Annotated in this window: 10 protein-coding genes; 7 read left to right on the plus strand and 3 right to left on the minus strand. The window is 72.4% G+C overall.

Translation table 11 applies throughout. From position 1 onward, the window contains the following. Positions 1-215 precede the first annotated feature (215 nt). Positions 216-7,592: an SDR family NAD(P)-dependent oxidoreductase gene (locus tag ACYVE9_RS00010; RefSeq protein WP_461025568.1), complete on the minus strand. Its 7,377-nt coding sequence runs from the start codon at positions 7,590-7,592 to the stop codon at positions 216-218. A 154-nt stretch (positions 7,593-7,746) separates the two neighbouring features. On the opposite strand from ACYVE9_RS00010, the gene ACYVE9_RS00015 reads away from it, so the two are divergent. From ACYVE9_RS00015 to ACYVE9_RS00045, 7 genes are all read left to right on the plus strand, one after another. Then, positions 7,747-8,769 (plus strand): 3-oxoacyl-ACP synthase III family protein, encoded by a 1,023-nt coding sequence (locus ACYVE9_RS00015; RefSeq protein ID WP_461025569.1) that lies wholly within the window; start codon positions 7,747-7,749, stop codon positions 8,767-8,769. Further along, complete coding sequence (locus ACYVE9_RS00020) at positions 8,763-9,719, plus strand: alpha/beta fold hydrolase (RefSeq protein ID WP_461025570.1); 957 nt, start codon at positions 8,763-8,765, stop codon at positions 9,717-9,719. The genes ACYVE9_RS00015 and ACYVE9_RS00020 overlap by 7 nt, the downstream gene beginning before the upstream one ends. Beyond that, complete coding sequence (locus ACYVE9_RS00025; RefSeq protein WP_461025571.1) at positions 9,716-11,293, plus strand: AMP-binding protein; 1,578 nt, start codon at positions 9,716-9,718, stop codon at positions 11,291-11,293. The genes ACYVE9_RS00020 and ACYVE9_RS00025 overlap by 4 nt, the downstream gene beginning before the upstream one ends. After that, on the plus strand, positions 11,290-12,336 hold the full coding sequence (locus ACYVE9_RS00030) for an NAD-dependent epimerase/dehydratase family protein (protein ID WP_461025572.1): 1,047 nt from the start codon (positions 11,290-11,292) through the stop codon (positions 12,334-12,336). Before ACYVE9_RS00025 ends, ACYVE9_RS00030 begins: the two co-directional genes overlap by 4 nt. Then, positions 12,300-12,560, plus strand: a complete 261-nt coding sequence (locus ACYVE9_RS00035; protein WP_461025573.1) for an acyl carrier protein — start codon at positions 12,300-12,302, stop codon at positions 12,558-12,560. Before ACYVE9_RS00030 ends, ACYVE9_RS00035 begins: the two co-directional genes overlap by 37 nt. Then, a complete protein-coding gene (locus tag ACYVE9_RS00040) occupies positions 12,557-13,783 on the plus strand; it encodes a beta-ketoacyl-[acyl-carrier-protein] synthase family protein (RefSeq protein WP_461025574.1) in 1,227 nt (408 codons plus the stop codon). The genes ACYVE9_RS00035 and ACYVE9_RS00040 overlap by 4 nt, the downstream gene beginning before the upstream one ends. Before the next feature lie 152 nt (positions 13,784-13,935). Next, entirely contained in the window at positions 13,936-14,457 is a 522-nt protein-coding gene (locus ACYVE9_RS00045; RefSeq protein WP_461025575.1) for a hypothetical protein, read from the plus strand. A gap of 319 nt (positions 14,458-14,776) precedes the next feature. On the opposite strand, the gene ACYVE9_RS00050 is transcribed toward ACYVE9_RS00045, so the two are convergent. Then, positions 14,777-16,297, minus strand: a complete 1,521-nt coding sequence (locus tag ACYVE9_RS00050) for an AMP-binding protein (protein WP_461025576.1) — start codon at positions 16,295-16,297, stop codon at positions 14,777-14,779. Next, positions 16,294-16,590 (minus strand): acyl carrier protein, encoded by a 297-nt coding sequence (locus ACYVE9_RS00055; protein WP_461025577.1) that lies wholly within the window; start codon positions 16,588-16,590, stop codon positions 16,294-16,296. The genes ACYVE9_RS00050 and ACYVE9_RS00055 overlap by 4 nt, the downstream gene beginning before the upstream one ends. Positions 16,591-16,648: the final 58 nt, after the last annotated feature.

Consider the following 16,648-nt stretch of genomic DNA (forward strand, 5'->3'; position numbering starts at 1 on the left):
CCCCCCCCCCCCCCCCCACGTCTGTCCCCGTCGTCCCGGAACGCTGCGCCGGCCGTCGCGTCCCGGCACTGCGCCGTGCTGCCGGAGCCGTGTCGCACCCGGCGGAGGTGCGACACGGATCCGGCGGGGCCCGACGGCCGGCAGTCCACGCTGCCGTCCGACGGAGCGACCCCGCGCTCCCGAGGCTGAGAGGCACGTCGAGTCCACGCGCGGCCCTAGACCTCCTGCCCGGGAAGGCTGAGACGCTGGTGGACCAGGCGGGCGAAGTGGCTCAGGGTGCGTCCGGTGGCCAGGTCCGCCGGCGCGAGACGGACGGCGAAGAGATCACGGGCGCCGACGAGGAACTGCATGCCGAGCAGGGAGTCGAGTCCGAAGTCGGTGACCGGGCGGTCGGGATCCAGGTCTGCCTGATCGGTTTGCAGGACTCCCGCGAGGAGCCGACCGAGCGTGTCGGTGATCTTCTGTACCGCCTCGTCCGCCGGCAGGTCCGCCAGCGTCCCCAGGAGCTCGTCCCGGTCGTTCGGGGAAGTGAGGGAGGAGGACGGCACCAGGCGGGCGAACCGCGGTGTGGCGAGAGCCGGCAGGAGGTGACGCACGGTTCCCCAGCGGTAGCGTCCCGCTCCGGCGACGTCGGTACCGGCGGCGACAAGGCGGCCGGCGGTCGTCAGGGCCTCTGCGGGGGTGAGGAGATCGAGGCCGCGTTCGGCCATGGACGTCCCCATGCCGCTGCGGGCGACGTAGCCGGTTTCGCCGATGGGGCCCCAGGCCGGCGCCGTACCCGGCTTGCCTGCGCTGTGCCGGACCCGTGCGAGTGCTTCCAGGTAGGCGTTGGCCGCCGCATAGGCGGCCTGACCCGGGTTGCCGATGGTGGCGGAGACGGAGGAGTAGGTGAGGAAGAGGTCCAGGTCGCGGTCCCTGGTGAGCTGGTCCAGCAGTGCCGCGCCTGCCGCCTTGGGCGCCAGCACGGCGGCGAACCGGTCGTCGGTGAGTTCGGACTGCGGTGCGTCGTCCATGTGCATCGCCGCGTGCACGACGCCGCGCAGGGGGTGTCCCGTCGCGTCCACGTTCGTGATGACCCGGCGGAGTGCGGTCTCGTCGGTGACGTCGGCGGCGTAGGCCGTGGCGTGTACGCCGCGGTCGGCGAGTTGCCGGAGCAGGGCGGATGCCTCGGGGGTGTCGGGTCCGCGGCGTGAGAGCAGGGCCAGGTGCCGGGCGCCGTGGTCGGCCAGCCAGAGGGCGGTGGCGGCGCCGAGTCCGCTCAGCCCGCCGGTGATCAGGTAGGTGCTCCCCTCGTCGAGGGTGGGGGTGCCGCGGGCGGGTTCGACGGGGACGGGTTCGTCCAGGGTGTCGAAGGTGATGATGACCTTGCCGGTGTGCCGGGAGTGTTGCAGGAGGTGGAAGGCCTCCTCGACGCGGGCCGCGGGGTAGCTCGTGTGGGGCAGCGGCCGGTAGGACCCGCAGCCGATCTGCTCGTGGAAGACCGAGACGAGACGGGAACGGAGGGCCGGGGACTCCATGACGGCGTCGAGGTTGAAGGCGGTGAAGGTGAGGCTGCGGTGGAAGGGGCGCAGCGTCATCGGGTTGTTGAGGTAGATGTCCCTCTTGCCGAGTTCGACGAACCGTCCGTTGGGGCGCAGGAGGTCGAGGTTGTGGGCGATGGCTTCGCCGCTGAGGGAGTTCACCACGACGTCGACGCCCTCGCCGCCGGTCAGCTCTCGGACCTGGGGCACGAAGTCCAGGCTGCGGGAGTCGAGCACGTGTTCGGCGCCGAGCGTGCGGAGCAGGTCGCGTTTGGTCTCCGTGCCGGCGGTGGCGATGACGCGGGCCCCCTGGTTGCGGGCGCATTGCAGGACCGCCAGGCCCACGGCTCCGGCTCCGCCGTGGACGAGTACGGTCTCCCCGCGTCCGAGGCGTGCCTGGTCGACCAGGGTGTGATGGACGGTCAGGAACGCGACGGGAAAGGTCGCCGCTTCCGCGAAGCCCATTCCCTCGGGGATCCGGACGAGGGCGGCGGCGGCGGTCGTCGCGTGGGAGGCGAGGGCCGCGGGCACGAGGCCGCAGACCCTGTCGCCCGGTTCCAGGCCCTCCACGCCTGGCCCCACGGCACGGACGACGCCGGCACCGTCCGTACCCAGACCCCGGCTGAGGGGGCTGTTCTCCACCGCCTCGGCCGGCAGCAGGCCGTTGGCCCGCAGGGGGTCGCGGTAGTTCAGGGCCACGGCCCGCATGTCGAGGGCCACTTCCCCCGGCCCGGGCTCGGGCACGTCGGTCTGCCGCCAGATCAGCCGTCGGCGCAGGCTCGGGTCGCGGGCTTCCAGGATGAACGGTGTGTCGGCGGGGACAGCGGGTGGTTCGTCCTCCGCGTGCTGGACGTGCCGAGGCACAAAACGGCCGTGCGCGGTGAGGACGATCTCGTCCTCCTGAGCGCTCTCCTCGCTCTCCGCGGCGAGGAGTTCACCCGCGAGACGGTGTGCGTCGGCGCCCGTCGCACCGCTGCGCTGCCAGGAGAGACGTCGCACGCGCAGGTCGGGTCGCTCGTTGGCGAGTGTGCGGCAGGCGGCCCAGACGGCCGCGTCGGCCGGGTGTGTGGGCTGCTCCGGGGCCGGGAACAGGCCGGTCGGGCGGGTGACGAGCCACAGCTTCGGACTGGTGCGGCCGTGCAGGCGGTCGCAGGCCGCGGTCAGGGCCCGCAGGAGGGCCGCGCGACGGGTGGTCAGGGTGACGACGCTCTGCTGCGGTCGGGATTCGGCCAGTAGCAGGACCACGTGCGGCTCGCGGTCGGTGGTCAGCACTCCGGCCCAGGCGTCGGCCTCTTCGGACGCGGTGACGACGGTGGCCTCGCCGAGAAGGTCGGCCAGCGCCAACGCGGTCTGCTTCTCGGTGTCGTCCTCGACGGCGATGACCCAGGAGGCACCGGGAACCGGCGCCGGTACCTCGGCCTCGGCGGCAACGCTGTGGGCGGCTGCGGCGAGCAGCACGGAACGGTTCTCGGGTCCGATCTGCACCGGGTCGGGAAAGCCGCACCGGCGCAGCAGCGGTACCCACTGGTCGCGGGCGAGGATGCGGGAGAGGGGACGCAGGGAATGGTCACCACGCTCCCAGAAGTCCTCCATCGTGCCGAACAGCAGGGCCTGTAGCTGAGCGTGGTGCTCCTCGGTGGCCAGCAGAAGCCCGCCGGGAGCCAACAGCGTGTGCAGATGCCGCAGGGTCGCGGCCAGGTCGTGGGTGGCGTGCACGGCGTCGCCGGCCAGGACGAGGTCGAAACCGGCTCGGGGCAGGCCCTGGCCGCTCGGGTCGGTGTTGAGGTCCAGGGTGCGGTGGTCGACGAAGTCGTAGCCGGCGAAACGGTGTTCGGCGCGGGCCAGACCGGCGGCGGTGGCGGCCGTGCAGGTGTAGCGGGTCCGGTCGGCCGGCAGCACGGGCAGTGCGGCGGCCGTCAGGGCCCGGGTTGTCGCCCCGACCTCCAGGACGCGCAGCGGACGGTCGGCGGGCCACCGGGAGACGATGTCACCGAGCAGGGCCTGCACGGCACGGTGGGTGAAGCGGTGGGCCGGGCCGGTCTCGCGGAGTTGGTCGTACGCGCTGTCTCCCGGTGGCAGCAGGTCGTGCGCGTCGACGCTGCCCCGCACCAGCTCGGCGAGGTGCCGCAGGTGCCGGTTGAGGAGCAGTGTCTCGGCACCGAACGCGGGGTGGTCCTCCACGAGGCCGCGCAGCAGTTCCTCGGGGCGGATCCCGGTTCCGGTCAGCTGCCATGCCTCTCCGGCGGGCCGGGCGAGGCCGTGCTCGACCAGCAGGGGCATCATCAGCCGGACCAGGCGGCGGTGCTGGGGCCGAAGGCCTCCGCTCACCAGTTCACGCGTCGAGAACGGGGCCGCCGGCTCGGCGAGTAGGCCGTGCAACGTCTCGGCCCAGCAGTGGGCTCCGGCCCGTTCGGCGGCGGCGGCGAACCGGAGGTGGCCGGTGTCGTCCAGGGCGGCGCGGGCGGCGGTGATGCGGGGCTCGGCCGCGCACGCCACCTCGGCGGGAGCGGGCAGTGGAGAGGGAGGTGCGGGTGTGCCCGTGCGCGGGGCGGCCCGCAGAACGGTGCGCTGGACGGCCAGGGGGGAGCTTTCCATCAAACCGCCGCGCCGGGTACGGCAGCCGTCGATCTCGACGGTGACCGTGCCGTCGGCGTCGGCGTAGGTGATGTCCCAGCAGATCTCGTTGGCGCTGCGGCAACGACGGCGCAGATGCGCGACCCCGGTGGTCGCGGGGGTGCGCCACACGCGCACGGACCCGAACACCGTCGGCAGGAAGGCGGCGGATTCCGTCGTGCGTTCGGAGAGGGCGACGGTGGCCTGCAGTGGTGCGTCGAGAAGAACGGGGTGGGCGGTGTAGGCGTCGGCGGGGTGTCGGAGCCGGTAGGAGACCAGTGCCTCCCCCTCGCCGATGTCCAGCTGCTCGATGAGCTGGAAGGCCGGTCCGCCCTTCAGGCCGATGCGCTCGCACGCCCGGTAGAAGTCCGCACCGCTGAGGCCGTTGCCGCAGCGTGCGCGGACGGCGTGGACGTCGAGGGGGGACGGCGCCGTACCGAGCAGGGTGCGGACCTGGGCCCGTACGACGGGCCGGCACTCGCCGCCGTGTTCTTCGCGGACGCTGATGGCCAGGGCGCCGTCGTCGGGGGTGACGGCGGTCTGCAGGGCGATCGGGGTCGGATCCGGCCAGGGAAGAGCCAGCGGGCGGCTGATCTCCAGGTGTCGTACTTCGACCGGGCGCTCCATGGCGCGCAGGCCGGCGCTCAGAGCCATCTCCACGTAGGCGGCGGCCGGCATGAGCACGTCGTCCCCGATCTTGTGGTCACCCAGCCAGGGCACCAGCTGCGGCTCGACGGTGCCGTGCCACACGGGGTGCGGGGCGGGCATGCGTTCGCCCACCAGCGGGTGGTCGAGCTCGCCGGAGCCGCTGGTGCCCGCGATCCGGTCGTGCGCGGTGCCGTGCCAGTACCGTTCGTGCTGCCATGGGTAGGCGGGCAGCTCGGCCACCCGGCCGGCACGGGGGAAGTGGCGCTGCCAGTCGGTGGACGTGCCGACGGCGAGCAGCGCGGCGACCGTCGCCGCGGCCTCGCGGAGACCGTCGTCGTCCCGGCGCAGGGTCGCGACGTAGGGGAGGTCCGGGTGGCGCAGGTAGGGGCGCAGCACCGGGTGCGGGCCGATTTCCACGACGCTGCCGGCGCCTTCGGCCACGAGGTGGGTGACGGCCTCCGCGAAGCGGACCGGTTCGCGGACGTTGCGCCACCAGTAGCGCGCGTCCAGTTCCGGCCCGCTCAGCGGTGTGCCGGTCACTGTGGAGACGAAGGGAATACGGGCCGTGCCGGGGGTCAGCTCGGCGAGAGCGGTGCACAGGGGTTCCTCGATGGGGTCCATGGCACGGCTGTGGAAGGCGTAGTCCAGGTCCAGGTCGCGGAAGAAGACTCCCCGGCCCTCCAGTTCCCGCCCCCATGAGGCCAGTTCGTCGGCGGAGCCGGCGACGGTCACGGCGCGGTCGCTGTTGATACCCGCGATCTCCAGGGCGTCGCCGTAGCGCAGCAGTTCCTCGCGGGCCTGTTGCTCGCCCAGTCCGACGGCGGCCATGCGGCCCCGGCCCGCGGTGGTGGCCTGGGTGCGGCTGCGTTCGGCGATGACCAGCGCCGCCTGTTGCAGGGTCAGGGCTCCGGAGATGTAAGCGGCGGCGACCTCCCCGACGCTGTGTCCGGCCACCGCCCGCGGCCGCACGCCGTGCGAAGCCAGCAGCGCGGTCAGGCCGACCTGTACGGCGAACAGGGCGGGCTGGGCGATCTCGGTCCGCTGCCAGGAACGCGGGGTGGGGTACGCCAGTTCCTTGGCCACCGACCAGCCCAGGTGCGGGGCGAGGGCGGCGTCGGCCTCCTCGACGGCCGCACGGAAGACCGTCTCGTGCTCCAGCAGGTCCGCGCCCATGCCCGGCCACTGCGAGGCGTTGCCGGAGAACACGAAGACGGTGCCGCCCTGCGCGTTCCTCCGCACGATCGCTCCGCGGGCGGGCTCCCCGGCCGCCAACCGGTCCAGCTGGCGGGCGGCGTCCTGCGGGTCGGCGGCCATGACCGCCGCGCGGTGCGGGTGGGCGCTGCGCCGTACCGTGCTGGTGTAGGCGAGGTCGTAGAACTCCTCCGGTCCTGTGGCCCGCAGGCGCTCCGCCATCCCGGTGGCCAGTTGCTTCAGCGCCTTGGGAGAGCGCGCGGAGACGACCAGCGGCAGCGGGCGGTGGGCCGGGGCCTGCTCCGGGTCGGGCCGGGGGTCGGAGGGCGGCGGGGTCAGGACGGCGTGGGCGTTCGCTCCGCCGAAGCCGAAGGCGTTCACGCCCACGGCCGCCGCCTGCCCCCGGGGCAGGCGGACGGGCTCGACCGTCGGGGACAGCCTGAGGTCGTCGAAGTCGATCGCGGGGTTGAGCGGAAGGGCGTGCAGCGACGCGGGCGCGACCCGGTGGCGCAGGACCAGGATCGCCTTGAGCAGGCCCGCCATTCCGGAGGCGGGCTCCAAGTGGCCCAGATTGGTCTTCACCGAGCCGACCGGCAGGGGGCCGCTGCGCCGGTGACGGGCCAACGCCCGGCCGATGGCCTCGGCTTCCGCCGGGTCCCCGACCTGGGTGCCCGTGCCGTGGGCCTCGAAGTACACCAGGTCGTCCGCGCTGATGCCGGCTTCCGCGTAGACCGCGCGCAGCAGCGCCTCCTGGGCCTCGGCGCTGGGCACGATCATGCCGGTGCTGCGGCCGTCGGTGTTGTTGCCGGTGGCCGCGAGCACGGCGTGGACGCGGTCCCCGTCGGCCACCGCGTCCGCGAGCCGCTTGAGGACCAGCACCGCGCCGCCTTCCGCGCGGACGAAACCGTCGGCGTCCGCGGAGAAGGCCGAGCAGCGTCCGCGTCGCGACAGCATGTTCGCGTAGGAGAATCCGGCGAAGGAGTAGGGGCTGCTCAGCACGTTGACGCCGCCGACCAGCGCGACACGGCTGGAGCCCTCGTGGAGGGTGCGGCAGGCGCGGTCGACGGCGACCAGCGCGGAGGAGCAGGCGGTGTCGACGGCCATGCTGGGCCCGCGCAGGTCGAAGGCGTACGACATCCGGTTCGCCGCGATGGAGAGCGTGGCACCGGGCATGGTGTGCGGGCTGGTGTGGTCCTGCAGCAGTGAGAGCGTCGTGCCGTAGGCGGGGTCGGAGATTCCCACGTAGACGCAGGTGTCCGACCCGGCCAGCGATTCGGCGGGAATGGCGGCGTCGTCGAGCGCTTCCGCGGCCATCTCCAGCAGCAGCCGCTGCTGCGGGTCGATGTGCCGCGCCTCCGCGGGTGAGATCCCGAAGTAGGCGGCGTCGAAGGAAGCGACGTCCGTGAGGAACCCTCCTGCGGCGGTGTAACTGCGGCCGGGACGTACGACCCCCGGGTCGACCGTCCTGTCCCTGGGCAGCCGGTCGGCGGGCATCTCGCCGACCATGTCCTGCCCGTCACGCAACGCGGACCACAGTCCGTCCAGGTCGGTGATCCCTCCGGGAAGCCGGCAACCGACCCCCACCACCGCTACGGACCGCTCACGCTGCTGCTCTGCCACGTCCCCCGCCTTTTCACTCCGATTGCAGGCTTTGCCTGAATTGAAAGACATGACGGAAGCGAAAAGCCAATATCTGCCACTCTTTAGGGTGAAGGGTGCTTCTCGGGAGGTTTTTCCGGTTCGGCACGCGACAGGTCACCGTTACGGTGACGCGGTGCCCCAACCCGCCCGTGCCCGCGTCGCAGCCGTCGCTGCCCACTTGCCGGCCCGCTACCGAACCATGGACGAGGTCCGCGAGAAGATCGCGAAGAGCGGAGCCTACGCTCCGCCACCCGGCCTACTCGAAGACCTCACCGGAGTGCGCGGCGTCCATGTGCGAGGAGACGGGGAGAACGCCTCGGACCTCGCTGCGGCCGCCGCCCGGGAGGCCCTCGACGAGGCGGGCCTGCGCATCGGCGACATCGATCTGCTGCTGTTCGCCGCCACCGCCTCGGACCTGATCGAGCCCGCCACGTCACACCTGGTGGCGGCCAAAATGGGCGCCACCTGCCCGGTCTTCGACGTGAAGAACGCCTGCAACAGCGTGCTCAACGCCATGGAGACCGCCGCCGCGTTCATCGAGACCGGCCGCTACCGCACCGTGCTCATCGCCTGCGGGGAGGCCGGCTCCCTGGTGACGCGCTGGAACGTCCCCGACCGGCAGGCACTGCTCAGAGCCCTGCCCGGATACACCGCGTCCGATGCCGGCGCCGCGATGGTGCTCACCGCCGGGCCCGCGGACGAGGACGGCCCGGGCGTCATGGCGATGCGGTTCGTCAGCAACTCCGCAGCCTGGGAGGCCTGCACCGTGTCCGGCGGAGGAACCATGCACCAGCGTTCCGTCCACGACGACCACACCACGCTGCGCCTGAACGGGGACCTGCGCCAGGGGTTGCTCGACGTACTCCCCGAAACCCTCGCCGTCGCCGGCGGCGAACTCGCCGCGGCACGCGCCGGATCCTTCGTCGCCTTCCACCAGATCGCCATGCCGCAGTACCGGCAGATGCTCGACGTGTTCTCCCTGCCCGAGAGCCTGTGCATGCCCGCGGTGGCCGAGCACGGCAACTGCGCGGCGGCTTCGCTCCCCTTGCAGTTGGTCAAGGCGCGTGAGGCCGACCGCGTCGAAGCCGGGGACGTCGTGGCGATGATCGGCGTGGCCAGCGGCTTCAGTTTCGGCCTGGCCCTCGTCCGATGGTGACCGCACGGGCCGGCCGTGCCCCGGCACTCAGCGCGACGGACCGCGCCGCGGCGCTGGAGAGGTTGTTGCCGGGCTATCCCGCGCCCAGGCACTGGCGGCGCGTGCCGGCCACCGGACAGCACTACCTCGATCTCGGCTCCGGGGAGCCGGCGCTGTTCCTGCACGGCAACCCGTCGTGGAGCTACGCGTGGCGCGGACTGGTCGACCGGCTCTCCCCGCATGCCCGCTGCCTGGCGCCGGACCTGCCCGGCTTCGGCCTGTCCCGGCATCTGAGGCCGGCCGGCGGCGTCGCCGACCCCTACCGCACCCAGCTGGAACATCTGGACCTCCTCCACCGGCACCTGGTGCGGGACGAGGGACTGCCCGAGCGCGGCTGGACGCTCGTCCTGCACGACTGGGGTGGCCCGCTCGGCATCGCCTGGGCGTCGCGGAACCCCGGGGTCGTGGCCCGTCTGGTCATCTGCAACACCGTGGCCTTCCCCTGGCCCGGCGACTTCCGGCTGCCGTTCTACCTGCGCTGGATCCGCGACCACCGCCTGGTGGCCGACGTCGTGCACCTCACCAACGGCTTCGCGCGCACCGCTGTGCGCGCCGGAGTGCACCGGCCGCTGCGTCCGGCCGAACGCCGTGCCTACCTCCGTCCCTACGCCAGGCGCTCCGAGCGACGGGCCGTCACCGACGCCGTCCGTGCCATCCCGCGCGACGACGCCGATCCCGTGTGGCGGCTGCTCGAACCTCCCGGCGCCGGCCCCGACCCGACCGCGCTGCCCATGCTCATCGGCTGGGGCATGCGCGATCCGGTGTTCACCCCGAGGCTGCTGGAGGAGTGGGCCCGCCGCTGCCCCCACGCGGCCGTCCACCGATTCCCCGAGGCCGGACATTTCGTGATGGAGGACGCCGCAGCCGAACTCGGCGACCGCATCCGTGACTTCCTGCGAGGAACCCGATGACCGTGACCGCTCCGGGCGTCATCGCCCGCCTGGCCGACCGGCCTGACGCCACCGCGCTCATCCGCTGCCGGAGGGGAACCTCCCGGACGACCAGCCACGGCGACCTGGTGCGGGGGTGCCACAGCCTCGTGCGGGCCCTGCGCCAGGCCGGTGTCCGGCCCGGCCACAAGGCCGTCGTGATGACTCGCGACGCGTACGACCTCACCGCCGTCGTGTACGCCCTGTGCTCCCTCGGTGCCGTCCCCGTCCTGATCGAGCCGCGCGCCGAGGTGCGCCGCTGCCTGCGGGAGATCGCACCGGACGTCTTCATCGGCGAACCGCTGGCCCAGCTCGGGCGGCAGGCCCTGGGGTGGGGCCGCCCCCACGTCCGCATCCCCCTGGTCACCGGCCGACCGCCGCTCGCTCCGGGCCGGCGCCTGGCGACCCGGGCACCGGGCGGCGGTGTCCCGACCCTGCGACCGCAGGAGCCGGACGGTGACGAACTGGCCATCATCGCCTTCACGTCCGGCTCCACCGGACGTCCCAGGGGCGCGGAGTACCGCTACGCCACCCTGGCGGGCCAACTCGAAGCGCTCACCACACTGCTGGACCCCCGGCCCGACGACGTACTCCTCGCGGGGTTCCTCCCGGTCGCGATGCTCGGCCCGCTCCTGGGCCTGACCACACTCGCCCCGGCCGTGAACCACCTGTCCCCGGCACGGACACCGCCGAGGGAACTCGTCGAGCCGATCCTCCAGCACCGGGTCACCAAGATCATCGCCTCACCCGCCGTGCTCACCCTGATCGCCGGCCACTGCCTCCGCCACGGCGTCACCCTGCCCTCGGTCCGGCAGGTCCTGTCCTTCGGCGCCCCGTTGCGTCTCCACCTCGCCGAAGCGTTGCGCAAAGCCGTGCCGGACACCGCCGAGATCCTCAGCGTCTACGGCGCGACCGAGTGCCTGCCCGTCTCCGCGATCGACGACCACGACCTTCGGGCCGCACGCATCCAGCCGCCCACCGGGCAGACCGGTACGTGCCTGGGCCGGCCGCTGCCCGGCATCCGGCCCCGGATCCTGGACGCGGACCCCACCGGACTCGGTGAGATCGCCGTCGCCGGCCCCACCGTCAGCCCCGCCTACCACGCACGTCCCGACGCGGACGCCGCCACGAAGAGCGTCACCGGTGACGGGGTCCTGCACCGCACGGGAGATCTCGGCCGGCTCGACGACCAGGGCCGGCTGTGGTTCCTCGGCCGCAGAGCCCACCTGGTCACCGGTACCGGCTTCACGATGACCACCGAGGACGTCGAGGCCGTGGCCGACACCGCTCCCGGCGTGCGCCGCACCGCTCTGGTCGGCGTCGGCACGGCCGTGTGCCAGCTGCCCGTCCTGTGCGTGGAGCCCCTGCCCTCGACCCCGCACGCCGCGGCCTCGGCAGCCGTACGCACCGCGCTGAAGGGCCATCCGGAAGGGCACCGCGTCGACGTCCTGCTCATGCATCCCGGCTTTCCCACCGATCCCCGGCACAACTCCAAGATCGACCGACTCCGGCTGGCGGGCTGGGCCGCCAAACGACTGCGCGGGAGGACACGATGAAGGTACTGGTCACCGGAGGAAGCGGATTCCTGGGACTGGAGATCTGCCGCCAACTGACGGCACGCGGCATCACCGCGTCCTCTCTCAGCCGCCGCCCCAGCCCCGCCCTGGAACAGCTGGGAGTCCCGCAGCACCTGGGTGATCTCGCCGACGCGAACGCCGTCTCCCGCGCGGTCGCCGGGTGTGACGCCGTCATCCACAACGCCGCCCGGGCCGGGGTCAGCGGTCCGATGCGGCTCTACCGGGCCACCAACGTCGACGGCACCCGCAACGTCATCGAACAGTGCCGTGCCCACCGGGTGCGCAGGCTCGTCCACACCTCGACCGCCAGCGTCGTCTTCCGGCCCGGTGGACTGGAAGGCGTCACCGAGGAACTCCCCCGCCCCGCCCACCACTCGGCCGCCTATCCGCAGACCAAGGCCATGGCGGAGGCCATGGTCCTCGCGGCCCACAGCCCGGAGCTGGCCACGGTCTCGCTGCGTCCGCACATCATCTGGGGACCGGGCGACCCCCACTTCGCCCCCGCCCTCGCCCGCGCCGTACGGGCCGGGCGCCTGCTGATGCCCGGTGACGGCGGCAACCTCGTCGACACCACCCATCTCCGCACCGCCGCGCACGCCCACCTTCTCGCCCTGGACCACCTGCGGCGGTCACCCGAGGCCGGCGGCCGCGCCTACTTCGTCAGCCAGGACGACCCGCGCCCCCTGCGCGAGATCACCCACCACTTCCTGCGGGCCGCGGGCATCAGCGCCCGCTGGTGTGCCGTCCCCCCACGCCTCGCGACGACCGCGGCTGCCGTCAGCGACACGTACCTGCGCCTGGTCCGCAGTACCCGCACCTTGGCACTGAGCCGCTTCCTGGTGGCGGAACTGCTGGAACCGCACTACTTCGACCTCACCGCCGCGCGCCGCGAGCTGTCCTTCGAACCGCCGATCGGCTTCGAGGACGGCCTCGCGGAACTCGCCCGGACCGCCCCGTCCGCCTTCGACAACAGCGAGGACACTCCGTGCCCGAGACCTACGACACCCTCTGTTCCGTCCTGACCGGCTCCTTCCGTGTACCGGAGGATGCCATTCACCCTCAGGCGACGCTGGAGCAACTGGGCCTGGACTCCCTGGCCCTGACAGAGGTGGTGCTCATCCTGCACGAACGCTTCGCGGTCAGGATCAGCAGCGACCACGCCGCTCTCGGCAGGACCGTCGCCGAGGTCGCCGACCACCTCGACGCGCTGCGCGCGGCCGGCCGGACGGCGGTGCCGCCCTCATGACGACACCCGTCGCCGTCACCGGTCTCGGGCTGGTCACCCCCGCCGGAGCAGACGCCGAAACCACCTGGACCGCGGTCTGCCGGGGGGTGGGCACCGCGGCCCCTGATCCGGCGCTCACCGGCCTGCCCGTGGACTTCTCCTGCCGCGTCCCCCTCCCGGCCGGCACACTCGACCAGCGCATCGGACGCGCCGCCTGGCGCATGTCGCGGAACGCGAAACTCGCGGTGCTCGCGGCCCGCGAGGCCGTACACGACGCCGGCCTCGATCCCGCGACCTGGAACGGCGCCCGGGTCGCCGTCGTCATCGGCTGCGGACTCGGCGCAGGCGCGGTACACGAGGAACAGGCCGGGCGCCTGGAGAACCTGGGCGCCGACATGGTGTCCGCGCTCACCATTCCCCAGATCCTCCTGAACATGGCGGTCGGTGAGGTCTCCATCGATCTCAGGGCCCACGGCCCCAGCCTCGCCCCGGCCTCCGCCTGCGCCTCCGGCGCCACCGCCGTCGCCGTCGCCCGCGACCTCCTGGTCTCCGGCCAGTGCGACGTCGCGGTGGCCGGAGGCACGGAAGCGACGGTCAGCCGCACGACGACCACCGGGTTCTGGCGGCTGGGCGCCCTGTCCCGACGCGCCGACGCGGTCGCCGAGGCGTCCCGTCCCTTCGCCGTCGACCGTGACGGTTTTGTCATGGCGGAAGGCGCAGGCGTCCTCGTCCTGGAACGCGAGGAGCACGCCGCCGCTCGTGACGCCCGCTCCCGCGCCCGGCTGGTGGGCTGCGGCAGCGCCTCGGACGCCCACCACCCCACCGCACCGGACCCGGGGGCCAACGGCGCCGAGTCAGCCCTGCGCACCGCCCTGGCAGAGGCTGGGCTGGCCGCACACGACGTCGACCACGTCAACGCGCACGGCACCTCCACCCCGCTCAACGACGCCGGGGAGGCCGCGCTGATCGCCCGTGTGCTGCCGCACCGCCCCAGCGTCACCGCGCCCAAGGGCGTGCTCGGCCACAGCCTGGGCGCGGCCGGAGCCGTCGAGGCCGCACTGACCGTGCTCGCCGTCGAGCACCGCACGGTGCCTCCGATCGCCAACCTGCAAGCCCCGGCACCCGGGTTCGACATCGACTGCGTCACGAAACGTCCACGCCGGCAGGACATCCGCGTAGCTGTCAGCCATTCCTTCGGTTTCGGCGGCCACAACGTCGTCCTCGCTCTGACCAGGGCTTCCTGACCGACTCCGGTGAGGCCGGAGAAGACGGCGGCAGGAGCGTTCCCGCCTCACCCCGGTCGGCCGTGACTCGGAGTGGCCCGTGATCGTTCTGTAACCGGGCCGTCTTTCGTGCTCGTCCGGAATCGACTTTCCCCCCAAGGAGTACCCCCACCATGATCTCCTCGCGTATCGTCCAGCGCGCTGCTCTCACCGCGGTGATCGTGTCAGCCTCCACGCTGACCGTGCCCGCTTCCGCGCAAGCCGCCGAGCTGCCGCCCGCGTGCCAGACGGCCCTGCTCGAGACACTCGACAAGTTCCCCGTCGTGGACTTCACGGTCCCCACGAAGGTCCAGAACACCGTGCTGGTCGAGGTCCTCAACCTGAGCGACGCCGACCAGGCGGCGTTCACCCAGGATGCCTGCACCGCCTGGAACAACTGGGCCACCGCGAACGGCAAGGCGGTGGCCGGTGACCTGGACGCCGGCTACCGGAACGCCGCCGGCCCGGTGTGCAACAAGTTCGCCCGGTCCGCCCTCGCGACGATCAAGAAGCACGCGCCCAACATCCCGGCCGCGACGCGGGACCTGGAGAAGGTCGCGAAGAAGGTCTGGTCGACCTCCATGCAGAAGCTGGAGAACCAGGCCACCAACGCCGACTGCAAGCGGGCCTACGGTGCGGTGAAGGCCGGCTGGTAGAGGTCGTCCCGGACGCGCGCCCGGCAGGGCGCGCCCTGTCCGCCGGGCGGTCCGCGTCCTTCGTCAAGCGGCAGCGTGAGCTTGGAAGAGGCTCAGTCACACGACCGCGCCGAACCGCTGGTCTCTACGGCCTCGGACGCGGGGAACCGGGACAGCAGGGCCTCCTGGAACCGGTGCACTCAACCACGCACTCGCTTCCAAGGGGCCCTGCTGCCATGCCTTTTCCCAGCCTCTTCCCACAAGAACCACCGGTCCGGGCTCGACGTGCGGAACGTCAGGTCGGCCAGCGGGCCGCATGATTCGGTTGAACCACGGCTTCTCAGGGCTGCGGAGTCCGGGTCGACTCCTCCTCGGCCGCGAGGACACAGGCCTTGATCCGGTTGCGGTCGACCTTGCCGGTGGAGGTCCTGGGCAGCGGGTCCGTCACCATCTCGATCACGCTGGGGATCGCCGCGCGTACCGTTCGCTCGGAGCAGTGCTGCCGCAGCGAGAGGCTGTTCACGCTTCCCGCTTCGGTCAGCCGGAGGCGGGCATGCAGGCGATGACCGGCGACCGGATCGGGAAGGGCGATGACGGCGGCCTCGGCGACGGCCGGGTGCTCCAGGAGGACCTGCTCCACGCCCTCGGTGCTGACCCGGAAGCCACGTACCTTCACCAGGTGGTCGGTCCGGCCGATCACGCTCAGGGCGCCGTCCTCGTGCAGGGTGACCATGTCGCCGGTGCGGTAGTAGACGAGGCCGGGCACACCGTCCGGGTGCGGGGCGAAGGTCTCCTCGTTGGGCGCGTTCACATATCCCGTGCTCTGGAACGGGGTGTTGACCAGGAGCTCGCCCTGACCGGGGCCGGTCAACGCCCGGCCGTCCTGGCCGATGATCAGCCAGCGCACACCGGCCAGCGGCCGGCCGATCGGCAGCGGGGTGCGGAGAGGCCGGCCTTGGTCCACTTCGTGGAGGAAGCTGTTGTTCGTCTCGGTACAGCCGTAGTTGTTGTACCAGCGTGCTTTGGAGAAGGTGGTGGACACCCCGGCCAGCACACGAGCGGGCATGCTGTCACCGGCGAAGATGACGTGCTCGGGCGTGTCGAGAGAACCGCTTTCCGCTGTCGCCTCTGCGAGCAGCTGGAAGAGCATCGGCACGCCCTGGACCACGGACACCGCGTGGTCGGCGACCAGATCACGCAGATAGCCGGCCGAGGCGCCCCTCCCCGGGTCGACCAGCACGACGGTGCCGCCGTACGCCAGCGTCGTCCACACGTCCAGCATGCACAGATCGAAGTTGAGGGGCGCGTAGTTGAGGACGGTGACGCCGGTCGTGATCCCGAAGGTCTCGGCCGCCCACTCGGTGAAACGGCCGACCGCCCCGGACGACAGCGGAACGACCTTGGGCAGACCGGTCGAGCCGGACGTGGTGAGCATGAAGGTCGCGGCTTCGTCGTCGACGGCCGCGGCTGGAGGGTACTGCTCGCAGCCCCCGGGAGGCCCGGCCGGGTCCACCACCCGGTCGACGGGTGGAGCGTCGGCGAGGCCGAGCACCACCGCGCATCCCGCCTGCTGGTAGAGGGCTTTCAGGGGCGCTTCGGGCAGCTCGTGCGAGGGCAGCAGGAAGGTCCGCCCGGCCATCAGGCAGCCGAGCACCAGGGCCACGGCTTCCGGTGACTTGCGTACCAGCAGACCGACGGGACGGTCGGCGTCCGGCGCGGCCTCCTCGACCTGAGTGCGTGCCCTGGCGGCCATGGCGTACAGATCGCCGTAACTGACGGGCTGGTCCTCCCAGATGAGCGCGGGGGCATCGGGGTGGGCAGTCGCGCGAGCCGTGAACGAGGCCACGAGCGAGCGGGTCACGCCGCGCCCCCCGCTTCCGCCCGCTCGGCCGTCGCCCGGATGGTCCGCACGGAACGGAAGTTCCCGGCTGTCAGCTCGGGGCCGGTCACGGTGATGCCGTGCTGCTTGCCCAGCCAGCTCGCGATGTGCAGCACCCCGAGACTGTCGATCACTCCGGTCGCCAACAGGTCGTAGTCCCGGTCGAGTTCGGACCGCTCAACGCCGGAAAGAAAGCGCTCGACCACGAACTGGGCGATCTCGTCCTCGGAGATCCTGAACGGTGTCCTCGGTTCGGTCCCGGACTCGGTGGTCATTCTTGTTTCCCCTCCTGGTGCCATGACATGGGGAGCACCGCCTTGTCTCAACGTTCGG

It is taken from the genome of Streptomyces sparsus (assembly GCF_054776295.1).